The sequence below is a fragment of the Paraburkholderia tuberum STM678 genome (assembly GCF_902833905.1).
In the GTDB taxonomy this organism is placed as follows: Bacteria; Pseudomonadota; Gammaproteobacteria; order Burkholderiales; family Burkholderiaceae; genus Paraburkholderia; species Paraburkholderia tuberum.
The window spans coordinates 23,771-48,964 of the sequence record NZ_CADFGP010000032.1; the positions used below are offsets into that span (position 1 = coordinate 23,771).

Sequence of the window (25,194 nt, forward strand, 5' to 3'; positions counted from 1 at the left end):
ACACCGTCTGGTAGGGCCTCCGCCTACTTCCATTTCACCCGGCAACCGACAATGCCTGACACCCGCTAGCGCGCCGTGTAACCACCATCGATCGGCAAACACACCCCGCTGATCATCGACGCCGCGTCGCTCAACAGAAACAGAATCGGCGCGGCGACTTCCGCCGATTCGGCAAAGCGCCTGAGCGGAATCGCCTGCAAAGCGGGATCGCGTTTGACAGGATCGCTCCACGCCAGCACCGCCATCGGCGTCAGCGTGACCGTCGGGTTCACGCTGTTCACGCGAATTCCGTACGGCCCCAGCTCGATGCACAACGCGCGCGTGACCGCATCGAGCGCGGCCTTCGACGCCGAATAGCTCAGATGATCGTCGAGCGCGACGAGCGCGGCCTGGCTCGACACGTTGACGATGCTGCCCGCGCGCCCCGCGTCGAGCATGCCACGCGCGACGTGCTTCGCGACCAGCACCGCCCCGCGCGCATTCACCGCCATCACGCGATCGAAGCTTGCGGCCGTCGTTTCCACCGCGCGTTCGAGCAACGCGATGCCCGCACAATTCACCAGACCGTCGAACGGTGCGAGCGAGGCCATTGCTTCGTCGATCACGGCTTCGTCGCTGATGTCGAGCCTCAACGGCTCGCAGCCGGTTTCCTCGGCGAGCCGCGCGAGCTCGTTCACGTTGCGCGCGGCCGCGACGACCGACGCGCCGCTCGCGCACAGCGCCTCGACCGTCGCGCGGCCGATGCCGCTGGAGGCGCCCGTCACCAGAATCGAGCGGCCGGAAAAATCGAAAGTAGCGTTCATGATGATTGCAAGCGATGCATGACCGGCTTCAACGCCGGATAGAGGTCCGTGTACACACCGAAGCGCTCTTTGTATAGCGCCATGCGCCGTGCCTCGGGCTGCGCGCGCTCGATCAGCGTGACCCAGCCGCCTTGCGCCGCTTCGCGCGACACGAGACCGACGCCGAGCGCGGCGAGCAGCGCGGCGCCCATCGCGGCTTCGACGTCCTGCTCGATCGTGTAGACCGGATAGCCGGTGACGTCGGCGATGATCTGCATCCACAGGTCCGAATGCGCGGCGCCGCCGACCACGATCAGCTTGTCGTCGAGCGATTGCGCGCCTTTGCGCCCCGCCTCGATGTTGTGCTTCAGCGCGAACGACACGCCTTCGAGCACGGCGCGATACAGATGCGCGCGCGTATGAAACAGCGACAGCCCGACGAACGCGCCGCTCGCTTTCGCATCCCACACCGGGCTGCGCTCGCCCATCAGATACGGCAGGAACAGCACGCCGTCGGCGCCGGCCGGCACTTGCGCGGCGCTCTCTTCGAGCAGCCGATGCGGATCGCCATGCGGTGTCGCGCGCGCGGCCTCGATCTCCGCGTGACAGAACTGCTCGCGATACCACGTGACCGACGCGCCCGCGGTAATCGCGCCGCCGAATACGTAGATGTCGTGCTGCCCGTTGAAAACGTGCGGCATGCTGATCAAACCGTGCCGTGCGTCGACACGCTGATTGATGTAACCCCAGCACATGCTGGTGCCGATCATCGCGACGTGCTGCCCCGCGCGCGTGACGCCGGCCGCGAACGTCGCCATTGCCGCATCGACGCCACCCGCGACGATCGCCGTGCCCGCGTCGAGCCCGAGCTGCGCGGTCCATTGCGACAACAGCCCGCCCACCACCTCCGACGATTCGACGAGCCGCTCCGGCATCATCGTCGCGGGAATGCCGAGCATGTCGAGCGCTTCGTCCGACCAGTCGCGCCGCGCGATATCGTAGACGCCGCCGATATTGCCGGCCGAGCTGTGATCGACGGCGACCTCGCCGGTCAGCATGTAGATCACGTATGCGTTCGGCGGCAAAAAATAGCGCGTATGCGCCCACACGTCCGGCTCGTTTTCGCGCAGCCACAACATCTTCGTGTAACCGTAGTAGCTATCGACGCCGTTGCCGGTGATCGTATAGAGCCGTTCGAGATCGACGTTCTCGCGCACCCAGTCGACCTGCGCGGTCGCGCGCCGGTCCATCCAGATCAGGCACGGCGCGAGCGGCCGCATGTCGTTGTCGACCGCAATGCCCGAACCGCCGTACAGGCTACTCACGCACAGTGCCTTGATCGCGCCCGGCGCGATGCCGGCCGCCTTCGCCTCGCTGACGCACGCGGCCACGCATTCGACCACGGCCTTCAGCCACACCGCGGGCCACTGCTCGGCCCACAATGGCTTCGGCGTATCGGGCTGATAGCTCGACGCATGCTGCGCGACGATCGCGCCGTGCTCGTCGACCAGCAGCGCCTTCGTGCTCTGCGTGCCGATATCGACGCCGATGACGTAGTTCATAGAGTCTCCGTTGAAACGCCGCGCCCCAGATTCACGCGCGCGGCTTCATCAGCACTTTGATCGAATCGAGCGAGTTCGCGATCCTGATCGCTTCGTCCCATTCTTCCAACGAAAAGCCGTGCGTGACGATGCCCTTCGACGTAACGAGTCCGCGCGCGAGCAGATCGATTGCGATCGGATAGCAATAGGGCCCAAGATGCGCGCCGCGCACGTCGAGTTCCTTGCGATCGCCGATCACCGACCAGTCGAGCGTCGTATCCGCGCCGAACACCGAGAATTCGACGAAGCGCCCGAGCTTGCGGATCAGGTCCATCCCCTGATTCACCCCAATCGGCGCACCCGTCGTTTCGATATAGACGTCGCAGCCGTAGCCGTCCGTCAGTGAATGGATGATCGCGAGCGCGTCGTCCTTCCGAGGATTGATCGTCACGTCCGCGCCATATTCGCGCGCGAGTGCGAGCCGTTCTTCGACGAGATCGATCACGACGAGCCGCTTCGGCGTCTTCAGATGCGCGACCTGCGTCATCATCAGACCGAGCGGCCCCGCGCCCGCGATCACGACCACATCGTCGAGTTGCAGATCGCCGCGATTGACCGTGTGAATCGCACACGCGAGCGGCTCGATGATCGCGGCGTCTTCGAGCGAGATGCCGTCGGGAATCTTGTGCACGATCGCGGTCGGGGGAATGCGCATGTATTCGGCCATGCCGCCGTCCGCCACCTCGCGCTGAAAGCCGAAGATGTTGTGCACTTCGCACATCCAGTACTGGCCGGATTTGCAGTAGCGGCACTTGCCGCACGGCACGATCTGCTCGGCGATCACGCGCTCGCCCTTCTGCACGCCGAAATGCTCGGCCGCGCCCTCGCCCAGTTCCTCGACATAGCCGAAGAACTCATGACCCGGAATCACCGGTGCCTTGACCCACGGGCTCGGGCCGCCCCAGAACATCTTCGCGCCCGAATGGCATTTGCAGTCGCTCGCGCAGATGCCGCACGCGGCGATTCGGATCACGAGTTCGTGCGCGCGCGCGCGTGGTTTCTGTACCTGCTCGACTCGATAGTCTTTCGGTGCATGACAGACGATGGCGGTCATGTTCTGCTGGTCGGATTGAGTCGTCATTGCATGGTCCTGCGAAATGAGGGACGTGGGGAAGCGAGCGTTACTTTCTGCGGTCGCGGCTGATATAGATTGCGAGCAGAATGATTCCGCCCTTGATCACGTTCTGCACGTACGGATTCACGCCGACCATGTTCAGGCCGTTATTCAGGACGCCGAGTAACAGCGCGCCGATCAGCGTGCCGATGATCGAGCCGCGCCCACCGGAGATCGACGTGCCGCCCATCACGACGGCGGCGATCGCGTCGAGTTCGAAACCGACGCCCGCGTTCGGCTGGCCGCTCATCAGGCGCGCGGTCAGCACGATCGCGGCAAACGCGGACGTCAAACCCGCGATCGTGTAGACGATCAGCTTCACGCGCGCCACACGCACGCCGGACAATCGCGTCGCCTGCTCGTTACCGCCGATCGCATACACATAGCGGCCAAACGGCATCCGTTCGAGCAGCACCCACGCGATCAGATAGATCACCGCCATGATCACGACCGGCGCCTGGACGCCGAGAATCTTGCCGCTGCCGAAGAAGCTGACCCAGTCGGGCAGACCGTCGATCGGGTAGCCGCCCGTGTAGATCAGTGCGAGGCCGCGCGCGATACCCATCGTCGCGAGTGTGACGATGATCGGCGGCATGCCGGCGAACGCGACGAAAAAGCCGTTGGCCGCGCCAAAGCCGAGACCGACCGCGAGGCCGACCGCAAGCGCGGCCACCCCATTCATGCCGGCGACCATCAGCCCGGCCGACAGCGTGCCCGAGAGCGCCATCACCGAGCCGACCGACAGATCGATGCCGCCCGTCAGGATCACGCAGGTCATGCCGACCGCGATGATCGCGTTGATCGACACCTGGCGCAGCACGTTCTCGATGTTCGCGGCCGACAGAAAGCTGTCGCTCGCGAACACCATCACGATGCAGACGACCAGCAGGCCGATGAACGGATAGAACAGCGTCGAGCGCTTCAGCGCGGCCCAGGTGAAGCGCACCGGCGCACCCGGCGTGTCGCTGTTGACACTCGATGTTTTCGGCGCAGAGAAAGGATTAGGCATGTTCATGAGAGGCTCCGAGCGAACCGGCGGTCGCATAGGTCATCACGGCGTTCGAATCGATCGCGTCGTCTTCGAGCAGCGCTTCGATGCGGCCCTGCCGGAATACGGCGACGCGGTCGCACATGCCGACGATCTCCGGCAACTCGGACGAGATCATGATGATCGAGTAGCCGCGCGCGGTCAGTTCGCGCATCAGCAGATAGATTTCGGCCTTAGCGCCGACGTCGATGCCGCGCGTCGGTTCGTCGAAGATCAGGATGTTGGTGTGGTGATTGAGCCAGCGCGCGATCACGACCTTCTGCTGATTGCCGCCCGACAGCGTCGCGACTTCGGTGTGCATGGTTGGGGCCTTCACGCCGACGCGCTTCATGATGTCGGCGGTGGCGCGCGCTTCGCTACGTTGGTCGATGAAGAAACGTAGCGACCGGTACTTGCCGAGGTTGTTGATCGAGATGTTCTGCTTGATCGAGAACTCGGTAATGAGCCCTTCGGTCTTGCGGCTCTCGGGCAGAATGCCGACGCCCGCGCGCAGCGCATCGGCCGGGTCGGCGAGCTTCGCGGCCGCGCCGTTGACGCGAATTTCCTTCGCGTATGCACGGTCCGCGCCGATCACCGCGAGGGCGGTCTCGGTGCGCCCCGAACCGACGAGTCCCGCGAAGCCGAGAATCTCGCCCTCGCGCAGCGTGAAGCTCAGCTCGGGGCTGTCTTTGAACAGCTGCAAGCGCACGACGTCGAGCACGACCTTCGCGTCGGCGCGCGGCGTCGGCTTCGGCGGAAAGCTGCTTTCGATGCGGCGTCCCACCATCATCTGCACGAGCCGGCTCACGTCGGATTGCGCGACCTCGGTCATGCCGACGTACTGGCCGTCGCGCAGCACCGTGATGCGGTCGCACACCTCGAAAATCTCTTCGAGGTGGTGCGAGATGAAGATCATCGCGACGCCCTGCTGCTTCAGCTCGCGCATGATCGTGAACAGATGCGCGGCCTCGGCGGGCGTCAGCGTCGCGGTCGGTTCGTCGAGAATCAGCACGCGCGCATCGAGCGACAACGCCTTGCCGATTTCGACGAACTGCTGCTGCGCTACCGACAGTTCCCGGATCTGCACCGACAGATCGATCGCTACGCCAAGCCGCTCAAAAATCCGCGCCGCCGCGCGCCGCATTCTGCCGCGTTCGAGCAGACCGAAGCGGTTGCGCAATTCACGGCCGAGAAACATGTTCTCCACCGCGTTCAGATACGGAATCAGGCTGAACTCCTGAAACACGATACCGACGCCCGCGGCCACCGCGTCGTGATAGTTCGCGAAGTGGCGTTGCTCGCCGTCGAGCGTGATCGTGCCTTCGTCGGGCTGGTAGATACCGCACAGAATCTTCATCAGCGTCGACTTGCCCGCGCCGTTCTCGCCGAGCAGCGCGTGAATCTCGCCGCGCGCGATCTCGAGGTGAATGCCTTGCAGCGCCTTCACGCCGGGAAAGCTCTTGCTGATGTTGTCGAGCTTCAGAATCGTGTCCATCGCATGTTCCTGTGCCGCGCGCCACCGCGCATGATCCGCACGCGCGGCAGCCTGCGCTTGCGTTACCAGCTGAAGCCCTTAGCGTTGCTCTTGTCGATCATCTTCACGTCGACCGGAATCGCTTTCGGCACATTGGCGCCCCACTTCTTCGCGAGCGCGATGCCGAGCGCGATGCGCACCTGGTCGGCCGGGAATTGCGCGGACGTCTCGACGAATTTCGAATTCGGCTTCTGGATCGCGGCGATCGCTTCCGGTGCGCCGTCGACGCTCGTCAGCTTGATGTCCTTGCCCGACGATTCGATCGCCGACAGCGCGCCCATCGAGCCGCCGTCGTTCACGCTGAACACGCCCTTCAGATTCGGATGCGCCTGGATCATGTTCTCGGTGACGGACAACGCGGTCGCGCGTTCCTGCTTGCCGTTCTGCGTATCCACGAGCTTCACGCCCGGCGACTTCGCGAGCGCCGCCTTGCAGCCGCGCACGCGTTCGAGAATCGGCACGACCGGAATGCCGTCGAGAATCGCCACTTCGCCGCTGCCGCCGATCGACTTCGCGAGGTAGTCGCACGCCATCACGCCCGCGTCGTAGTTCTTCGAGCCGACGAACGAATCGACCGGACCGTTCGCGTTCGCATCGACCGCGACCACGACGACGCCCGCCTTCTTCGCCGACATGACCGCCGACTGGATGCCGGTCGAGTCGGTCGGATTGACGAGCAGGATGTCGATCTTCTTTTGCAGCATGTCTTCGACGTCGCTGACCTGCTTGCTGACGTCGTGATGCGCGTCGGTGACGATGACCGTCGCGCCAGTCGACGCGGCCGCGTCGTTCAGCGCTTTCTGCATCGTCACGAAGTACGGGTTGTTCAGTTCCTGGAACGTCATGCCGATTTTGAGCGGCGCGGCCTGCGCAGTCTGCGCGGCCGACACAGCGACTAGCGAGAAACCGAACGCGAGCGCGGCGACACGGCGCGCGAACATCATCGAAGGGTTAAGTGAAAGAGTAGACGGCTTCATGGTTGTCTCCATTTTTTTGAAGTGAGCACGCCCCCTCGCGCTGTGGGCGCACAGCGCGATCGATGCGTGTTGAAACGCGGGTGGAATAAAGCTGTGAACTACCGGATGGGCACTATGTGACCGGGTACGCGACGCCGCTACGCGAGAAGCCCGGCGCGAGCACGATCGCCGGCGCGTTGTCGATGCCCCTGCCATGCGCGGCCGCCTGCTCGGAAGCATCGCGGCTCGCATCGTTCAGTTGCTGATAACGGCGAAACGTCGACGGCGCCATGCCCTTCATCGCAAGAAACTGCCGGTTGAAATTCGACAGGTTGTTGAAGCCCGCCTTGAAGCAGATGTCGGTCACGCTCAGTTCGCCATCGGTCAGCAACTGGCACGCGAGATTGATGCGCATGCGGTTCACGTACTGCACGAACGGCAGCCCGGTATGGCGACGGAAATAACGCGAAAACGCGCTGACGCTCTGGCCGGCGAGTTGCGCAAGCTCCGACTCGCGCAACTCGTTCGCGAGGTTCTTGCCGATATACGCGAGCACGTGATTGATGCGGGTCGCCGCGAAGCTGGTCGGATCGGCCTGATAAGCGGGACTCGCGAGCGTGTCGCGATCCGGCGCGTTGATCAGGATCTCGAGCATCGACATGAACAGCACGAGCCGGCGCAGCCCGCGCGCCGCGAGCAGTTCGAGAAAGAGCGGCTTGATCTGCGCGGACGTCTCCAGCCCGAACGACAGGCCGCGACGCGCATCGGCGAGCAACGCCTCGACCTGACGCCACTCCGGAAAACTCTCGAGACAGTTCGATACGAACTCCTGGCCGAATTGCACGACCAGATTGCGCTGCACGACGCTCTCGCCTTCGGGCACGTCGCTGACCCAGTTGTGCGGCAGGTTCGGCCCCATCAGCACGAGGTTGCCGGGCGCGAAGCTGCCGATGTGATCGCCGACGAACATCTTGCCGGTCGTCGCGACGATCAGATGGATTTCGTACTCCGGATGAAAGTGCCAGCGCACTGTGCGATACGGATAGCCATGCGACCACACTTTGAACGATTCGTCGTGGCGTACGGCCACGATTTCGAGATCAGGTTGCACTTGTCTGCCTCCATGAAGCGGCGCGCGGGAGGCACCGCCGATCTTGATCTTGTAAAGCGAAAAGTAACCGCCAAACGCGTTGGCGACCACTTTAAAAGAAACCGCGGACCGATACTTTTTTGTATTCGGGTTAGCCCCGACGCGTGCGCGGTCAAATTTGATGCAACGCAATATGAGTGGCGCGACCCGTTTTCTCTCCTCGGGCCCTCGTCGCTGCCGCCGGCGCATCGCCCATGCCGCGCTGCGCCATCAAAAGCCCGCCCCCTTGCCTTGACTTTCGTTTCTCCGGGTACGATCATTCGCTCACATACAGAGCAAATGCTCTGCACGCACAGAACGCGCGCCGCGAGCGCCGCGGACAAGTTTTTGGAGACACAACATGAACAGCGGGCAAGGCAGCGGCGCGGCCGCACACGTGATCCTGCACATCGGCGCGGGATCGTTTCATCGCGCGCATCAGGCGTGGTATCTGCACCGGCTGAACGAAGCGAGCACGGCCGGCGAGCCGCGCTGGTCGCTGAGCGTGGGCAATATCCGCGGCGACATGAACCCGGTGCTCGAAGCGCTCGCCGCGCAGAACGGCGCCTACACGCTCGAAACCGTCACGCCGCAAGGCGAGCGCGCCTACGAGACGATCCGCTCGATCGAGCGCGTGCTGCCATGGAGCGAAAGCCTCGACGGACTGATCGAAGCGGGCGCCGATCCGGCTTGCAAGATCATCGCGTTCACCGTGACCGAAGGCGGCTATTACCTCGACGAACACGACCGGCTCGACACCGCGAATGCCGATCTCGCCGCCGACCTCGCCGGCGGCCACACGACGATCTACGGCGCGCTCGCGGCGATTCTCGACGCGCGCGTGAAGCGCGGCGCGGGACCCGTCACGCTGCAGACCTGCGACAACCTGCGCAGCAACGGCGAGCGCTTTCATGCGGGCATGAGCGAGTTTCTCGAACGACGCGGCGCGAACGAACTCGCGCAATGGTTCGACGACAACACGTCATGCCCGTGTTCGATGGTCGATCGCATCACGCCGCGTCCGACGCCCGACGTGCGCGAGCGCGTGAAGGCCGCGACCGGCGTCGACGATGCGAGTCCGGTGATGGGCGAGGCGTTCATCCAGTGGGTGATCGAAGACCGCTTCATCGCGGGACGGCCCGCCTGGGAGAAGGTCGGCGCGGAACTCGTCGATTCGGTGCTGCCGTACGAGGAAGCGAAGATCCGCATTCTCAACGCGACGCATAGCTGCATCGCGTGGGGGGGCACGCTGGTCGGCCTGAACTACATCCACGAAGGCACGCTCGACGCCGACATCCGCCAGTTCGCGTACGACTACGTGACCGAGGACGTGATCCCGTGTCTGACACCGAGTCCGCTCGATCTCGAACGCTATCGCGACGTCGTGCTCGAGCGCTTCAGCAACCCGCATATCCTCGACACGAACCAGCGCGTCGCCGCCGATGGCTTCTCGAAGTTGCCCGGCTTCATCGCGCCGACACTCGCCGAATGCTTCGAGCGCGGCGTCACGCCGGCGGCGAGCGCGATGCTGCCCGCGTTGTTCTTCCGCTTTCTGGAACGCTGGCACACGGGCAAGCTGCCCTACGCGTATCAGGACGGCGTGATGGAAGAGCGCGTCGCGCACGCCTTTTTCACGGCGCCCGATCCGCTGCGCGCGTTCGCGGCCGACCGGCTGCTGTGGGGCGGCATGGCGCAGACGCCCGAGCTCGAAGCGGCGCTCGCGGGCGCGCTCGCGCGGGTCGACGCATGGCTCGTCGAACGCGGCGCGACTAGCCAGGCTTAATGCGCATGACAGCGCGCGCGATGAACCGCTAAAGTAGCGCATCCCCAACGACGAAGGTTTCGCTCCCATGTACCTAGGCATCGACCTCGGCACGTCCGAAGTGAAAGTTCTGCTGCTTGCCTCCGACGGCCGCGTGATCGGCACCGCAGGCTCGCCGTTCACCGTTTCGCGTCCGCACCAGCGCTGGGCCGAGCAGAATCCCGAAGACTGGTGGGCCGGCACGCGCACGGCGCTCGCCGCGTTGCGCGCGCGTCATCCCGACGAATTCGCGCAGATTCGCGGCATCGGCCTGTCGGGGCAGATGCACGGCGCGGTGCTGCTCGACGCGGAAAACCGCGTGCTGCGGCCCGCGATCCTGTGGAACGACATGCGCAGCGACAAGGAGTGCGCGGAGCTGACCGAGCGCGCGCCGGAACTGCACAGCGTCGCCGGCAATCTGGCGATGCCCGGTTTCACGGCGCCGAAGCTGCTGTGGGTCGCGCGTCACGAGCCGGAGATTTTCGCGAGGACTGCCTGCGTGCTGCTGCCGAAAGACTATCTGCGCCTGCAACTGACGGGCGGCAAGGTGTCCGATCCATCGGACGCGGCCGGCACATTGTGGCTCGACGTCGCGAAACGCGATTGGTCCGATTCGCTGCTCGCTGCCTGCAACATGACGCGCGCGCAGATGCCGGCGCTGCGCGAAGGCAGCGCGCCGGCCGGCACGCTGCTGCCGGAACTCGCGCGCGAATTCGGCCTGCGCGACGACGTGATCGTCGCGGCCGGCGGCGGCGACAACGCGACCAGCGCGATCGGCATCGGCGCGACGCAACCGGGCGACGGCTTCGTGTCGTTGGGCACCTCGGGCGTGCTGTGCGTGGTCGGCGACAGCTTCCGCCCGAACCCGGCCTCCGCCGTGCACGCGTTCTGTCATGCGATCCCGGACCGCTGGCATCAGATGAGCGTGGTGCTGTCGGCGGCGAGCTGTTTGCGCTGGGTCTGCAAGCTGACGTCGACCGACGAGCCGACGCTGCTCGCCGAAATCGAGGCGCTGCCCGCCGAGGCCTTGACCACCGCGCCGCTCTTTTTGCCGTATCTGTCGGGCGAGCGCACGCCGCACAACGACCCCTATGCGCAAGGCGTATTCTTCGGCATGACTCACGCAACCGACCGCGCGCTGCTCGGCTACGCGGTGCTCGAAGGCGTGACGCTCGCGCTGACCGACGGCCTCGACGCGCTGCGCGCGGCCGGCACCGAGGCGAAGGTGTTGTCGCTGCTCGGCGGCGGCGCACGCAGCGACTACTGGGCCCAGTTGCTCGCCGATGCGCTCGACACCGTCACCGTCAAGCACGGCGGCGGCGAAACCGGCGCGGCGCTCGGCGCGGCGCGTCTCGGCTGGCTCGCCGCCGGTGGCGAGCCGGCCACCGTGCTGACCAAGCCGCCTGTCGAAAAGGAGTTCACACCGAATCCGCGCCGCCACGCGCAATTGCGCACGCGGCTCGAAGCGTATCGCGCGCTGTATCGCCACGTACGGCCGCTGTTCGATCCCGCGCGCGCACCGCTCGCCTGAGCGTCAACCGCGGCCGGCGCGCGCGACAGACGCGCCGCCGGCCGCTATCATCGGCGCACTTCAACCGAAACCTCATCGTGCCCAGGTCCACAGAAAAACTCGATCTCGCCACACGCGCCGCGTGGCTTTATTACGTCGCGGGCAATACCCAGAACGAAATCGCCGAGAAGCTGCAGGTATCGCGGCCGGTCGCGCAGCGGCTCGTCGCGTTCGCGGTCGAAAAGAACCTGATCCGCGTGCGGGTCGATCACAAGCTCGCTGATTGCCTGTCGCTCGCCGATCAGTTGTCGAAGCGCTATGGCCTCAGCCTATGCGAGATCGTGCCGATCGACGGCGATACGCCCGAGGAAGTCGACCGCAAGCTTGCGGTGGCCGGCGCGCAGGTAATGGAACGCTATCTGAGCGAGGAAAAGCCGATGGTCGTCGCGGTCAGCAGCGGCCGCACCCTGAAGGCCGCGGTCGATCAGATCGCGCAGCTAGACCGTCCGCAGCATCGGCTGGTATCGATGGTCGGCGCGATCGCGCAGGACGGCTCCTCGAACCGCTACGACGTCGCGCTGCACATTTCCGAAAAGACCGGGGGCAAGCATTTTCTGCTGCCCGCGCCGCTGCTCGCCGACAGCGAGGCCGAGCGCGCGCAGTGGTGCAATCACCGTCTGTACCGGATCGTCGAATCGCTGTCGGCGCAGGCCGATGTCGCGTTCGTCGGCATCGGCAACATTGGGATGACCTGTCCGTTGCACGAGGACGGCTTCATCACGGAAGGCGAGGTGAAGGAGTTGATGCAGAACGGCGCGGTCGCCGAAATGCTCGGCCTGCCAATCGATGCGGCCGGCGCGCACGTCGAATCGCCGACCGGCCGACGCGTGACGAGCATCGCGCTCGACACGCCGCCGCGCCGGCCGACCATCGGCTTCGCGGGCGGGCTGCGCAAGCGCGAGGCGCTGATCGCGGTGCTCAAGGGGGGGTGGCTGTCGGGGCTCGTGACCGACGAGGTGTGTGCGCGGGCGGCGTTGGAGGCGTGAAACGGTGCCCGCAGTGGATAAGTTGACTGGTTTCATGACTTAACTGAAGACATCAAATTAATCTTCATCTTCAAGCCAGATACAGAAATATCGCCCATCCCCACTACTTATCACAATACCTGAGTCAAAGGTCGAGCCCGTAAGACCATTCCACGAATCCGATGATGGTGATTCCTTGTTTGAAAAATACCTACTTTCTTTTGATTCATTTTCAGAAATTATTTTTTCAGCAAGCTCTTCCGCTTTACTCCTGCCCATGCATTCACAATCATAAGCCTGCCCTTTCCATAGCAGGTTCGTGAGAATAGCAATGGCCCCGGCTCTATCATGGCGCACAAGCATCGCCTCATCTTGAGTCAGGCCGAATTTGGACAGTACCAGGGACAGGTCATTTGAATAGTCCAGTACATTGGAAATTCTAACCATCGTTGGGCCTCTCGCCGCGAGGATATCCGCGATTAAACTCATTTTCACTTCCCTAAATTAGGCATCCAGATAAGCGGTGAGAATATAGTGCGGCATTCCATTGTATGCCTGATGTCGAAGAATAACAGTGACCTTGCTCGAACTTATCAAGTTTTCTGATTTTTTGAACAAGGTGTAGCCAACATTTTTCCCGACATCTTTCTTTAAAGCCAAATCTCGTGATGGTGAAGCAACCCACGACTTTATCGCAATGGCGTTCGCCTGCATCGTCTCCGAGATGGCCCATTCCGCCGCAACAATATTCGCAAATGACGAGACCCGATCTCGCCACGGTTCCTTCAACAATCTCTCTGACAATTGTGCCTCAGTGCGCCCCACATGTTTCAGCAGCGTGTGCCCGCCAATCCCGCTGCCCGCCTTCGCTTCGTGCATCATCAAGTTGATCCGGCCCAATGTGATCTCGGACGCCCGCACTGCCTTGATCGATCCCGCCACGCCTGCCGACACTGCGATATCGAGCGACAGGCCCATATTGTTGGCCATGTCGGGGCTGGCCTTCATAGTTTCGGCCAGCTTCGCCGTACCGCGTTGGATCAGCGTGGAGGAATCTCGCCCGGTCCAAACCTGTCGCAGACCTGCTGCTGCGGTATCCGAGCCATGCACGCCAAACACAATGCACCCGGCCTTGCTTGCCATCGTCGGCTCTGGCAGCACGCATAACGCACCCGCGCCGACCATTTCCAATACTCCGCCGACAACCTGCAAACCGCCCCATAAACGGTTCGAAAGCATCTCAGTCTGGCTAATCGACTGACGAACCAGAACGGCCGCCATTTGCGGGGCGCTCAGTACGACGCGGACGCCGTCTGACTCATTCACCTGTGACATGCAAAAAGTCCCCTTCTCTTTTTTCTCGGACTTTCACATTAACCGGTGGATTCACTGTCCGGCTATGGGCGAAGGATGATTCGGAGAGAAGGGGAAAGTCTGGTGTAGCGGCCCGCTGGAGTGATGCAGGACAGGATATGACCGGAAAATCGCGGCGTGCGTGATGTTGCGCCTGGTCCGGCCCGATGCAGAACAGGCACCGTGCATCGGGCTACGGAAAATTCGGAGTCGTCCGAATCTTGAGAGACGGTCAGCACGGCAGCATCGGAACCCCATAAAGACATAAGAGGGTTTCGATATGCCCGGTGCTGATAACGCCGAGGGAGTGAAGGTCGTACTGAGTGCTCCGCAACTCGCGGCCGTGCTATCCCGCCAGTCGATCAGCCAGACGGAGATGCTTTCCAACCGGCTGTGGGGCGGGTTGCAGGTCGTCGGCGGCGTGCTGGAAATGGTTGGTGCGGGTGCGCTGTGCGTCTTGCCCGACCCGACGATGGCGAGCAAAGCCGGGTGTGTCGTGTTCGGAGTACATGGTTCGGACTCGGCGGCGGCGGGCCTGCGGCAGGTCTGGACTGGTCAGGACACGGTCACGCTGACCCAGCAGGGCACGACGAAACTCGCTGAAGCGATGAAGGCGAGCCCCGACATGGCGAACAATATCGGCCTGTCCCTCGATATCGCCGTGCCATTCGGCTTTGCTGGCTCGATCAGGGCGGCACGCGCTGCGCGCGTCACGATGGGCCGGATCAAGCTGGACATGCATGAGGCGAAGGCGGGCAGCTCGATTGGCGGACATACGCTTTTGAAACATGTCGGTCGGACTGAAGCGCAGTTGCGGGAGAGGCTCAGGCTGGAGCCGGAAAAGAAAGTAGTTTCGTCTTTCGTAAATCTTGAGGAGGCGGAGTGGGCTATATCGGAAACAATGCGCGCAAATGCCTTGCAGATTCACGCATGGACAAAAGCAGCACCAAATCGGGTTTTGACGCTGAGAAAGGACGTTGCAAGAAAAGTTGGATACGCATTGGTCAGGAAGACCGACAGGTTGGTAGATAGCAGTAAAGTGGAGGTTGTTTTGAAGTACGGGGCGTATAACGGGATGCCGTACTACATCCTCACAGCTATGCTCGATAAGTGATTGGTGGGTATTGATGCATGAAATATTACGATCTGGGGCAATTGATCCTTGGCTACTTCAATGAAGATTTCGACTACTGGGGAAACACAATTGAAGAGTTGGTCCGGGCTTGTGCAAGCGGATGCACGCCAGACATGATCAACGCGACGGTGGCCGACATAGACCGGTTCAAGAGCGATCATGCGGGAAATCTTGACGCGGCCTTCGAGGAGGAATTTGGCTACCAGTGCGATCCGACGGCGTGGGAGCGGACCACTGAGGCTTTCCTTGACAAGCTTAAGCGTCTTCTTCTGAGTGAGTAGCCTGCGCTTCCTCGCACCGGAGGGCTCCCCGCCGTCCGGTAGGTTTTCCGCGCTTTCATTTCACCTGGCAACCCAAAGCGCCTAACGCCTTCTAGCGACAGCGCTTTGCGTGCGCCTCACGCACCGCCAAGGCGCGCCAACGCGCGTGCGGGCTCGCCGCCCGCCATCCTGAAAGCGCAAACCTTGCCCGCAACAGACGGCGCGTGCGCCGCCTGCTTATGCAATGCGTCATCGCGCGATCACGCCGCCAGCACCTCAACAATCTTGCGCTGGAACGCCTTGCCTTCGCTATCAAACAGATGGCAATGCTCGGGCGTCGCGCCCAGCTTCTGCGTATTGCCCTTCGCATGCCGTTCGAGCGGCGGAATCCGCGCGATCAAACCCTCGGGCGCGACGCTCGACTCCGCGTACAGATACGCGGCATCGCCGAGCGATTCGACCGTCATCGTGCGTGCCTCGATACCATCCTCGGTCGTGCTGACGTGCAGATGCTCGGGGCGGATGCCGACCGTCACCTTGTCGCCCTGCTTGGCCGCGCCCGGCTCGACCAACACGCGCTGCGTCTCGCCGGTCTCGTAACGCACCGAGACGCCGTCATGCGACACCGACTGCACGACGCCTTCCATGAAGTTCATCTTCGGCGAGCCGATGAAGCCGGCGACGAAGCGATTCGCCGGCGCGTGATACAGCATCGTCGGACTGCCGACCTGCTCCAGATTGCCCGCCGACAACACGACGATCTTGTCGGCCAAAGTCATCGCCTCGACCTGGTCGTGCGTCACGTAGATCATCGTCGTCTTCAGCTCGTCGTGCAGGCGCGCGAACTCGAGGCGCATCTTCACGCGCAGCGCGGCGTCGAGATTCGACAGCGGCTCGTCGAACAGAAACACCTTCGGCTTGCGCGTGATCGCGCGGCCGATCGCGACGCGCTGACGCTGCCCGCCCGACAGCTGCTTCGGCTTGCGATCGAGCAGATGGTCGATGTGCAGGATCTTCGCCGCGTTGCGCACGGCTGAGTCGATCTCCGGCTTCTTCGCGCCGGCGAGCTTCAGGCCGAACGCCATGTTGTCGTACAGCGTCATGTGCGGATACAGCGCGTACGACTGGAACACCATTGCGATGCCGCGCTTGGCCGGCGGCACGTCGTTCATGCGCACGGCGTCGATGTTCAGATCGCCGCCCGTGATGTCCTCGAGGCCCGCGATCATCCGCATCAGGGTCGATTTGCCGCAACCGCTCGGCCCGACGAACACGACGAACTCGCCATCGGCGATGTCGAGATTGATGTCGCGCATCACTTCGTTTTCGTCGTAGGCCTTTCTGATGTTGCGCAAGGTTACGCTTGCCATGATGTGTCTCCGTGTAATGCTGTTCGATGCTGCTCGTTACTTCGTGCTGCTACCTGATGCCGTGTCACGTCGCGTGCATTCGTGCGCTCATGGCGCCGCGGCCGTCGCGGCCGTCGCGGAGAGCGTCCATTGCGCGACGAGGTCGGGCAACTGCCGCATGTCCTCGAACACATGACGCGCGCCCGCCGCGTGCAATCGATCGATCTGCGCATCGCTCGCATGACCGCCGCCGATAAACCCCAGCACCGCCATGCCCGCCGTGGCCGCCGCCGTGACGCCGGTCACGCTGTCCTCGACGACGAGGCACGCACCCGGCGCGAGCCCGAAGCCTTGCGCCGCCGCCAGGTACACGTCCGGCGCGGGCTTCGGATTCGGCACCGCGTCGGCGCAGAACAGCCGCTCGCCGAAGAAACGCTTCAGGCCCGTGCGCGCCAGCACCGTCTCGACGTAGGGCCGGAAGCTATTGCTCGCGCAGCCTTTGACGAGCGGCACCTGGGTCAGCGCCATCTCGATGCCGTCGACGGCGGGCGCCTCGATCGCCGCCGCTTCGACCGCGCGGCGGATCGCATCGATATCGTCGGCGCCGAGTTGTTTGCCGAGCTGAGTCGCGGTGTCCTGCAACACGCGCTCGATGCGCAGCCCGAGCAGCGGCAGCACGACCGGCGCGGCGTCGATGCCGGGCCAGCGCGCCTCGAGTTCGCGCACCAGCATGCGCGCGGCCACCGCTTCGCTGTCGATCAGCACGCCGTCGCAATCGCAGATCAACGCATAGCGCGCGATGCCCGGGCCAGCCGTCATTTGACGGCCCCGAACGTGAGCCCGCGCACCAACTGCTTCTGCGACAGCCAGCCGACGATCAGGATCGGCGCGACCGCCAGCAACGAAGCGGCCGACAACTTGGCCCAGAACAAACCTTCAGGACTCGAATACGACGCGATGAACACGGTCAGCGGCGCCGCGTTCGAGCTCGACAGGTTGATGCTCCAGAACGCCTCGTTCCACGACAAGATCACGAGCAGCAGCGCGGTCGACGCGAGCCCGGGCAGCGCCATCGGCATCAGCAGATAGACGATCTCCTGCCACGTCGCCGCGCCGTCGATGCGCCCGGCTTCGAGAATGTCGCGCGGAATCTCGGCGAAGTAGGTGAACGCCATCCAGACCGCGATCGGCAGATTGATCAGCGTGTAGACGATGATCAGGCCCGACACGGTATCCAGAAGGCCGGTGTTTTTCCACAGCAGATAGATCGGCACCAGCACGCCGACCGACGGCATCATCTTCGTCGACAGCATCCACAGCAGCACTTTCTGCGTGCGGCGCGTCGGGAAGAACGCCATCGCGTACGCGCACGGCACCGCGAGGATCAGGCACAGCAGTGTGACGCCGACCGAGATCAGTATCGAGTTCCACGCGAACGCGAAGTAGTTGCTGCGCGCGAACACCTCGCGGAAGCTGTCGAGCGTCGGCACGAAAAACAGCGACGACGCATAGGCCTGCTGCTCGGTCTTGAACGCGGTGATCGTCATCCAGAAGATCGGGAAGAACAGCAGCAGCGCGACGAGCCACGCGATCACGCCGGGAATGCCGCGACGAATCGTGTCGAACGGCGATTTGGTCGGCACCGCGACCGGCTGCGTCGTCGATGCCGTAGTGGAGGCAACGTGGCTCATTTTTCGTACTCCCCTTTCAGGTTCTTCGCGAGCATCCGCACGAGGAAGATCGACACGATATTTGCCAGCACGACCGCGAGAATACCGCCCGCCGAGGCGAGACCGACGTCGAACTGTTGCAGGCCCAGCGCGAAGATCAGGTACGACAGGGTGGTGGTCGCGTTGCCCGGACCGCCGCCCGTGGTCGTATAGATCTCGGCGAAGATCGACAGCAGGAAAATCGTCTCCATCATCACGACGACCGCGATCGCACGTCGCAGGTGCGGCAGCGTGATGTAGAAGAACATCGAGAACGGACCGGCGCCGTCGATCTTCGCGGCTTCCTTCTGCTCCTGATCGAGCGACTGGATCGACGTGAACAGGATCAGGAACGCGAACGGCAGCCACTGCCACGCGACGATCATGATCACCGCGGTGAGCGGATAGTCGGCGAACCAGTCGATCGGCTGCATGCCGAGCGCGCGCATGCCCTGCGCGACGAGGCCGTACACCGGGTGCAGGATCATGTTCTTCCAGATCAGCGCGCTGACAGTCGGCATCACGAAGAACGGGCCGATCGCGAGCAGGCGGGCCACACCCTGCCCGTAGAACTTGCGGTCGAACAGGATCGCCATCAGCACGCCGCCGCCCACGGTGATCACGAGCACCCACACGATCAGCTCGATCGTATGCGCGATCGACGGACCGAACGACGGATCGGTCGCGAGATAGCGGTAGTTGTCGAGACCTGCGAAGCCGCGCAGATCGGGATTGAGCAGGTTGTAGTGCGAGAACGAGAACCAGATCGTCATCGCGAGCGGAATGACCATCCACAGCACGAGCACGCCGACCGACGGCGCCACGAGCCAGCGGGCCGAATTGGCCTTACGCTCCTCGCGTTCTTTTTCTGTCTGGGGATGGGTTTGCATCAGAGGTAGGCGCAAAGGACGCATGATGGACCACCTGTTCGGTAACGCGCGGAGCGTTCGCCGGAGCCGCGTATGTGCGACGCGGCGTGCCGTGCCTGAATGGCGCACGACACGCGCCGCATCGCATCGGGCGCAGACGAACGGCCGCCCCGCTGCATGAGCCGCATCGGTCGATGCGGCGGGCCTGCCGGGTTACTTCTGATAACCCGCCTGCTTGACCGCGCGATTCGCGGCCGCGTTGCCGGCCTCGAGTGCCTGGTCGACCGTCATCTGACCGGCGATCGCGCCGGAGATGCTCTGCCCGACCACCGTGCCGAACGACTGGAATTCGGGAATTCCGACGAACTGCACACCCGTGTACGGGACCGGCTTCAAGGTCGGATGATCCGGGTCGGCGGTCTGGATCGCCTTTAGCACGAAGTCGCCGAACGGCGCGGCCTGCTTGTACTCGGGGCGCGCGTAGGTGGACTCGCGCGTGCCCGGCGGCACCGAGGCCCAGCCCTCATCCTTCGCGACCATTTCAATGTACTCCTTCGAGGTCGACCACTCGATGAACTTCTTCGCCGCATCTTGCTGCTTCGACGACTTCGGAATCGCGAGCGCCCACGCCCACAGCCAGTGCGAGCCCTTCGGCGTGACCTCGATCGGCGCGGCCGCGAAGCCGACCTTGTCGGCGATCTGCGACTGCTGCTTGTTGTACAGCATGCCGGCCGCGACCGTCGCGTCGATCCACATCGCGCACTTGCCCGACGACATCAGCGTCAGGTTTTCGTTGAAGCCGTTCGAGCTCGCTCCCGGAGGACCGTCCTTCCTCAGCAGATCGACGTAGAACGTTATCGCCTTCTTCCATTCCGGCGACGTCAGCTGCGCGTGCCACTTCTCGTCGAACCAACGGCCGCCGAAGGTGTTCACGACCGTCGTAGCGTACGCCATGTTCTCGCCCCAGCCCGCCTTGCCGCGCAGGCAGATACCGTATTGCTCCTTGGACTTGTCGGTGAGCTTGTCGGCGAATTGGGCGATCTGGTCGTAGGTCGGCTGGTCGGGCATCTTCAGACCGGCCTTGTCGAACAGATCCTTGCGGTAATAGGTCATCGAGCTTTCGACGTAGAACGGCAGCGCGTACAGCTGGCCGTTCGCGGACAGGCCGTCGCGGGCCGTCTTCACGACGTCGTTGAGGTCATAGCTCGCCGGCAGGTTGGTAATCGGCGCGAGCCAGCCGCGCTTGCCCCATTGCGGGGTTTCATACGCGCCGATCGTCATTACGTCGAACTGGCCGCTGCCGGTCGTGATGTCGGTCGTCGCGCGCTGACGCAGCACGTTTTCCTCGAGGATCACCCAGTTCAGCTTGATGTCCGGATTCGCTTTTTCGAACGCGGGCGACAGCTTCTTCAACTCGATCATGTCCGGATTGTTCAGCGTCGCGATCGTCACCGTCGCCGCCGATGCGCTCAGCGCGAAGCAGGTGGCAGCGCCGGCACCGGCCGCCTTCAGCGCGAATTTGAAAGCTGGTTTCATCGTTGTCTCCTTTCTCGTACGTTATGTGATGCTGCGTTCGTTTGACGGAATGACGCGCCGCTCAGAGCAGTCAACGTGCCCGCTCCCTGCTCTTTATTCAGCTCATCCAGTTACCGCCGTCGACGTTCAGCGTCTGCGCGGTGATGTAGTCGGCATCGGCCGACGCGAGGAACAGCGCGGCGCCGGTCAGGTCGTCGGGCACGCCCATGCGGCCGAGCGGCACGGCCTCGCCGACGAGGCGCTTCTTCTCGCCGAGCGGCCGGTTCTCGTAGCGCGCGAACAGCGCGTCGACCTCGTTCCACATCGGCGTGTCGACGACGCCCGGCGCGATGCCGTTCACATTGATCTTATGCGGCGCGAGCGCGAGCGCCGCGGACTGCGTATAGCTCAACACCGCCGCCTTGGTCGCGCAGTAGTGCGACACGAGCGCCTCGCCGCGCCGCCCGGCCTGCGACGACATATTGATGATCTTGCCGCCGCGGCCCTGCTCGACCATCTGCCGCGCGACCGCCTGCATCAGGAAGAACATGCCCTTCACGTTGACCGCGAACAGGCGGTCGAACACGTCCCAGGATTCGTCGAGGAGCGGGCGCATGTCGAACAGCGCCGCATTATTGAACAGGATGTCGATCTGGCCGAAGCAGCCGAGCGTGCTCGTGACGATGCGCTCGATGTCCTCGCGGCGCCGGACGTCGGCGCTGACGCTTAACACGCGCTCGCCGTAGATGCCGCGCAGCGCGCCGCCGATGCTGTCGGTCGGCTTCACGTCGACCAGCACGCAGCGCGCGCCCTCGTCGAGATAGCGCAGGGCTACCGCTTCACCGATACCGCTGGCCGCGCCCGTCAGAATGGCGACTTTGTCCTGCAATCGTGCCACTGCCTGTCTCCGCTTCGTTTTTACATTTTGGCGCGCGGTGAGCGAACGCTCGTCACGCGAACAATTGCTCGGCTGGTGATCGAATGATCGGATACGGACCGGATCATGTCAAGGCACGCGGACGAATTTCGATGGTGCAGCGCGGCAGGAGCAAGCCCATTGCGCCATGGGTCGCCACGACGCGTTCGCTGCGTGCCGCCGTGCAAAGATTCGCACCGCTGACAAAAAATCGCGCTACGTTATATCATTTCGACCTTGCAGCCCGCTCGGGGGCCGCCATGTCAGGAGATTCACGCCGATGACTACCTCGCTCGCCGAACAGCACGCCATGCGGCTCGCGCATGCGGACGCGCACGCCGCGGCGCAGGGGCTCGCGCTGACGCCGCTGCGCCGCCAGGTGTACGCGGCGATCGTCGCGAGCGAGCGGCCGGTCGGCGCGTACGAGTTGCTCGACGCGCTCGCCCCCGAGCGCGGTCGCATGCCGCCGACCACCGTCTATCGCGCGCTCGACTTCCTCGTCGCGCACGGCTTCGTGCACCGGATCGAATCGAAGAACGCGTTCGTCGCCTGCTGCGAAATCGGCGTGCCGCATCGCAGCCAGTTCCTGATGTGCGACGGTTGCGGCGCGACCGTCGAGATTCCCGGCGACGAACTCGCCGACCGCCTGTCGCACAGCGCACCCGCGCATGGCTTCGAGGTGCATCGTCAGGTGATCGAGCTAAGTGGACTGTGCGGGCCATGTGCGCGAGCGGCGAAGCCTGACGGCGCCGGCGGCGCAGCAGGCAATTCGTCGTGATCAGAGGCGCGGCGCCGCGCTAAGCGCCACCCCGTGCCACCCCGTATTTGGCCTTGCCACCGCGAGTGGCTGATTCAACTCTCACCCAGCAGGAAACAACGATGAAAACAATCGGTTCGATGTTGTCCAGAGCGCACCGCGCGCTGAAGCGTTCGACGTCTGTGCGCACCCATCTGTGCACCTGCCTGCTCGCGATCGCGGCGCTCGGCTTCGGCCACAACGCGTTCGCCGCCGACGCGAAAATTCCGGTCGTCGCCGCGGAGAACTTTTATGGCGACGTGGTCCGGCAACTCGGCGGCGATCGCGTCGACGTGACCAGCATCCTCAGCAACCCGGACCAGGACCCGCATCTGTTCGAAGCGAGCCCGGCCACCGCGCGCGCGTTGCAGCATGCGAGCCTCGTCGTCTACAACGGCGCCGACTACGATCCGTGGATGGTGAAGCTGCTGGCCGCGTCGAAAGGCGCGCATCGCACGGTGATCATCGCGGCCGACCTCGTCGGCAAAAAAGGCGGCGACAATCCGCACCTGTGGTACGACCCGGCGACGATGCCGAAAGTCGCGCGCGCGGTCTGCGACGCACTCAGCGCTGCTGACCCGGCGCACAAGCCGGCGTACGATGCGAACCTCGCGAAGTTTCTCGATTCGCTGAAGCCGATCGACGCGAAGGTCGCCGAGCTGCACGGCCGCTATGCGGGCTTGCCGGTCACGGCGACGGAGCCGGTGTTCGGCTATATGTCTGACGCGATTGGCCTCGCCATGCGCAACCAGCGCTTCCAGCTCGCCACGATGAACGACACCGAAGCGAGCGCGGCCGATATCGCCGCGTTCGAACGCGATCTGCGCGAGCGGCGCGTGCGCGTGCTGATCTATAACAGCCAGGCCACCGAGGCGCTGACCAAACGCATGCTGAAGCTCGCGCAACAATCGAAGGTACCGACGATGAGCGTCACCGAAACCCTGCCGGCCGGCAAGACCTATCAGACGTGGATGCTGACGCAGCTCGATGCGTTGCAGAAAGCGCTCGCGGCGGGTGACACGAACGGCGCGATCGGCGCGACCAGCGCGAGCGCGAAAGGCAAGGCTCCATGATTCCGACTGGCCATCAAACGCCAGCAGGTGCGCAATCAGGCGCACCCACCGCGCGCGGCGACCGGCCCGTGCTCGAACTCGACAACGTGACGCTCGATCTGGGCGGCCGCACGATCCTGCGCGACACCAGCTTCGTCGTGAACCAGGGCGAGTTCATCGGCGTACTCGGGCCCAACGGCGCGGGCAAGACGACGCTGATGCGCGCGGTGCTCGGCCTCGTGCCGGCCGTGGGCGGCGCGATCCGCGTGCTCGGGCAGACGGTCGAGCGCGGCAACGCGTCGATCGGCTATATGCCGCAGACGCGCAGCGCGCTCGCCGGCCGTCGCGTGCGCGGCCGCGATCTGGTCGCGATGGCAGCCGATGGTCATCGCTGGGGCTTGCCGCATGCGGATGCAAAAACGCGCACGGACGTCGATCGGGTGCTCGAGCTCGTCGGCGGGACGACTCTGTCGAAGCGGCCACTGTCGGAGTTGTCGGGCGGCGAACGGCAGCGGCTCCTGCTCGCGCAATGCCTGCTCGGCAATCCGAAACTGCTGCTGCTCGATGAACCGTTGATCAGTCTCGATCCGCATCACCAGAAGAGCGTCGTCGAACTGGTGCGGCGCGTGCAGCAGGAACTCGGCATCGCGGTGCTGTTCTCCGCGCACGAACTCAATCCGCTGCTGAACTCGATCGATCGCGTGCTGTATCTCGGCAGCGGCGTCGCGGCGCTCGGCACCGTCGACGAAGTGATCACGCGGCCGGTGCTGTCGCGTCTGTACGGCTCGCCGATCGACGTGATGCGCGTGAACGGCCGCATCTTCGTGATGTCGGGCGGCGTCGAAGTCGAGAAGCACGATCACGATCACGAACACGACGAGGACGGCGGACATACGCATTCGCACAGCCACTCACACAGTCACCCAGACCCGCACGACTCACGCGACGGACACACGCACGATGTTTGAATACGATTTCATGGTGAACGCATTCGCGGCCTCGGGGATCGTCGCGGTGCTGGCCGGCGTGGTCGGCTATTTTCTCGTGATGCGCGGACAGACGTTCGCGGGCCACGCGCTGTCGCACGTCGGCTTCACCGGCGCGACCGGCGCGGTGCTGATCGGCATCTCGCCTATCTGGGGGATGATCGGCTTCACGCTCGCGGCCGGTGTCGGCATGGGCGCGCTCGGCGAACGGCTCGCCGGCCGCGACGTCGCGATCGGCGTAATCCTTTCCTTGTCGCTCGGCTTTGGGCTGCTGTTTCTGCATTTCTTCACCGCCTACGCGACGCAGGTGACGGCGCTGCTGTTCGGCAACGTGCTCGGCGTCAATGCAGCGACGCTCGGTGTGCTCGCGGCGTTGGGCGTCGTCAGTCTGGCCGCGCTCGCGGCCATCATGCGGCCGCTGCTGTTCGCGTCGCTGCAACCGGAGCTGGCCGAAGCGAAGGGCGTGTCGCTGCGCCGCGTGTCGGTGCTGTTTCTCGCGATCGCCGCGCTGGCCGTCGCCGCTTGCACGCAGATCGTCGGCGTGCTGCTCGTGTTCACGCTGATGGTGGGGCCGGCCGCCGCCGCGCAGAACCTGAGCACGCGGCTGTCGACGGGTCTCGTGCTCGCGGCCGTGTTCGCGCTCGCGCAGGCGTGGCTCGGGCTGACGCTCGCGTTCTATACCGATTGCCCGACGAGCTTCTGGATCACCGCGTTGTCGGCGGTGGTGTATGGCGGGAGTCTGTTGAAGCGGCATTGAGCGGCGCTTACGCCAATC

24 protein-coding genes are annotated in these 25,194 nt (G+C 64.1%); 9 read left to right on the forward strand and 15 right to left on the reverse strand.

The window, feature by feature from the left end:
* Positions 1-65: 65 nt before the first annotated feature.
* The 7 genes from HWY30_RS25150 to HWY30_RS25180 form a co-directional block, all read right to left on the reverse strand.
* Positions 66-803 carry an SDR family oxidoreductase gene (locus tag HWY30_RS25150; RefSeq protein WP_090801660.1) on the reverse strand — a complete coding sequence of 246 codons (738 nt, stop codon included), beginning with the start codon at positions 801-803 and terminating at the stop codon, positions 66-68.
* Positions 800-2,344, reverse strand: coding sequence for an FGGY-family carbohydrate kinase (locus HWY30_RS25155; RefSeq protein ID WP_090801662.1), 1,545 nt, complete (start codon positions 2,342-2,344; stop codon positions 800-802). Before HWY30_RS25155 ends, HWY30_RS25150 begins: the two co-directional genes overlap by 4 nt.
* A gap of 31 nt (positions 2,345-2,375) precedes the next feature.
* Positions 2,376-3,464: an alcohol dehydrogenase catalytic domain-containing protein gene (locus HWY30_RS25160; RefSeq protein ID WP_090801663.1), complete on the reverse strand. Its 1,089-nt coding sequence runs from the start codon at positions 3,462-3,464 to the stop codon at positions 2,376-2,378.
* A 40-nt stretch (positions 3,465-3,504) separates the two neighbouring features.
* Positions 3,505-4,512, reverse strand: coding sequence for an ABC transporter permease (locus HWY30_RS25165; RefSeq protein ID WP_090801665.1), 1,008 nt, complete (start codon positions 4,510-4,512; stop codon positions 3,505-3,507).
* Positions 4,499-6,019: a sugar ABC transporter ATP-binding protein gene (locus HWY30_RS25170; RefSeq protein WP_090801666.1), complete on the reverse strand. Its 1,521-nt coding sequence runs from the start codon at positions 6,017-6,019 to the stop codon at positions 4,499-4,501. The genes HWY30_RS25165 and HWY30_RS25170 overlap by 14 nt, the downstream gene beginning before the upstream one ends.
* A 62-nt stretch (positions 6,020-6,081) precedes the next feature.
* The gene (locus tag HWY30_RS25175) at positions 6,082-7,035 is read right to left on the reverse strand and encodes a substrate-binding domain-containing protein (RefSeq protein WP_090801667.1); all 954 of its coding nucleotides are present in this window, start codon (positions 7,033-7,035) and stop codon (positions 6,082-6,084) included.
* Between the two features lie 112 nt (positions 7,036-7,147).
* Entirely contained in the window at positions 7,148-8,125 is a 978-nt protein-coding gene (locus tag HWY30_RS25180; RefSeq protein ID WP_090805447.1) for an AraC family transcriptional regulator, read from the reverse strand.
* Positions 8,126-8,504: 379 nt separating this feature from the next.
* Here HWY30_RS25180 and dalD point away from each other — a divergent pair, with 379 nt between their 5' ends.
* The 3 genes from dalD to HWY30_RS25195 all read left to right on the forward strand — a co-directional run bounded on the left by dalD (position 8,505) and on the right by HWY30_RS25195 (position 12,500).
* Complete coding sequence (dalD, locus tag HWY30_RS25185) at positions 8,505-9,926, forward strand: D-arabinitol 4-dehydrogenase (RefSeq protein WP_090801669.1); 1,422 nt, start codon at positions 8,505-8,507, stop codon at positions 9,924-9,926.
* Between the two features lie 67 nt (positions 9,927-9,993).
* Complete coding sequence (xylB, locus tag HWY30_RS25190) at positions 9,994-11,475, forward strand: xylulokinase (RefSeq protein ID WP_090801671.1); 1,482 nt, start codon at positions 9,994-9,996, stop codon at positions 11,473-11,475.
* 77 nt (positions 11,476-11,552) lie between these two features.
* The gene (locus HWY30_RS25195) at positions 11,553-12,500 is read left to right on the forward strand and encodes a sugar-binding transcriptional regulator (RefSeq protein ID WP_090801672.1); all 948 of its coding nucleotides are present in this window, start codon (positions 11,553-11,555) and stop codon (positions 12,498-12,500) included.
* A gap of 57 nt (positions 12,501-12,557) precedes the next feature.
* Here HWY30_RS25195 and HWY30_RS25200 read toward each other — a convergent pair whose 3' ends face one another.
* A complete protein-coding gene (locus HWY30_RS25200) occupies positions 12,558-12,968 on the reverse strand; it encodes a hypothetical protein (protein ID WP_143037119.1) in 411 nt (136 codons plus the stop codon).
* Between the two features lie 15 nt (positions 12,969-12,983).
* Positions 12,984-13,814, reverse strand: a complete 831-nt coding sequence (locus tag HWY30_RS25205; RefSeq protein ID WP_090801674.1) for an RNase A-like domain-containing protein — start codon at positions 13,812-13,814, stop codon at positions 12,984-12,986.
* 298 nt (positions 13,815-14,112) lie between these two features.
* On the opposite strand from HWY30_RS25205, the gene HWY30_RS25210 reads away from it, so the two are divergent.
* Both HWY30_RS25210 and HWY30_RS25215 read left to right on the forward strand, forming a co-directional pair.
* On the forward strand, positions 14,113-14,946 hold the full coding sequence (locus tag HWY30_RS25210; RefSeq protein ID WP_090801676.1) for an RNase A-like domain-containing protein: 834 nt from the start codon (positions 14,113-14,115) through the stop codon (positions 14,944-14,946).
* Positions 14,947-14,963: 17 nt separating this feature from the next.
* Positions 14,964-15,248 (forward strand): contact-dependent growth inhibition system immunity protein, encoded by a 285-nt coding sequence (locus tag HWY30_RS25215; protein WP_090801677.1) that lies wholly within the window; start codon positions 14,964-14,966, stop codon positions 15,246-15,248.
* A gap of 239 nt (positions 15,249-15,487) precedes the next feature.
* Here HWY30_RS25215 and HWY30_RS25220 read toward each other — a convergent pair whose 3' ends face one another.
* The 6 genes from HWY30_RS25220 to HWY30_RS25245 all read right to left on the reverse strand — a co-directional run bounded on the left by HWY30_RS25220 (position 15,488) and on the right by HWY30_RS25245 (position 21,567).
* Positions 15,488-16,597: an ABC transporter ATP-binding protein gene (locus tag HWY30_RS25220; protein ID WP_090801678.1), complete on the reverse strand. Its 1,110-nt coding sequence runs from the start codon at positions 16,595-16,597 to the stop codon at positions 15,488-15,490.
* A gap of 87 nt (positions 16,598-16,684) precedes the next feature.
* Entirely contained in the window at positions 16,685-17,395 is a 711-nt protein-coding gene (locus tag HWY30_RS25225) for an HAD family hydrolase (protein ID WP_090801680.1), read from the reverse strand.
* Positions 17,392-18,267 carry a carbohydrate ABC transporter permease gene (locus HWY30_RS25230; protein WP_090801681.1) on the reverse strand — a complete coding sequence of 292 codons (876 nt, stop codon included), beginning with the start codon at positions 18,265-18,267 and terminating at the stop codon, positions 17,392-17,394. Before HWY30_RS25230 ends, HWY30_RS25225 begins: the two co-directional genes overlap by 4 nt.
* The gene (locus HWY30_RS25235; RefSeq protein WP_090801682.1) at positions 18,264-19,199 is read right to left on the reverse strand and encodes a carbohydrate ABC transporter permease; all 936 of its coding nucleotides are present in this window, start codon (positions 19,197-19,199) and stop codon (positions 18,264-18,266) included. The genes HWY30_RS25230 and HWY30_RS25235 overlap by 4 nt, the downstream gene beginning before the upstream one ends.
* A gap of 168 nt (positions 19,200-19,367) precedes the next feature.
* Positions 19,368-20,690, reverse strand: coding sequence for an ABC transporter substrate-binding protein (locus HWY30_RS25240; protein WP_090801684.1), 1,323 nt, complete (start codon positions 20,688-20,690; stop codon positions 19,368-19,370).
* 97 nt (positions 20,691-20,787) lie between these two features.
* Positions 20,788-21,567 (reverse strand): L-iditol 2-dehydrogenase, encoded by a 780-nt coding sequence (locus HWY30_RS25245; RefSeq protein ID WP_090801685.1) that lies wholly within the window; start codon positions 21,565-21,567, stop codon positions 20,788-20,790.
* 298 nt (positions 21,568-21,865) lie between these two features.
* Here HWY30_RS25245 and HWY30_RS25250 point away from each other — a divergent pair, with 298 nt between their 5' ends.
* The 4 genes from HWY30_RS25250 to HWY30_RS25265 all read left to right on the forward strand — a co-directional run bounded on the left by HWY30_RS25250 (position 21,866) and on the right by HWY30_RS25265 (position 25,176).
* Positions 21,866-22,363, forward strand: a complete 498-nt coding sequence (locus HWY30_RS25250; protein ID WP_090801688.1) for a Fur family transcriptional regulator — start codon at positions 21,866-21,868, stop codon at positions 22,361-22,363.
* A gap of 101 nt (positions 22,364-22,464) precedes the next feature.
* Entirely contained in the window at positions 22,465-23,454 is a 990-nt protein-coding gene (locus tag HWY30_RS25255) for a metal ABC transporter solute-binding protein (RefSeq protein WP_090801689.1), read from the forward strand.
* Positions 23,451-24,401 (forward strand): ABC transporter ATP-binding protein, encoded by a 951-nt coding sequence (locus HWY30_RS25260; protein WP_090801690.1) that lies wholly within the window; start codon positions 23,451-23,453, stop codon positions 24,399-24,401. Before HWY30_RS25255 ends, HWY30_RS25260 begins: the two co-directional genes overlap by 4 nt.
* Positions 24,394-25,176, forward strand: coding sequence for a metal ABC transporter permease (locus tag HWY30_RS25265; protein WP_090801692.1), 783 nt, complete (start codon positions 24,394-24,396; stop codon positions 25,174-25,176). Before HWY30_RS25260 ends, HWY30_RS25265 begins: the two co-directional genes overlap by 8 nt.
* The last annotated feature ends 18 nt before the right edge of the window (positions 25,177-25,194 follow it).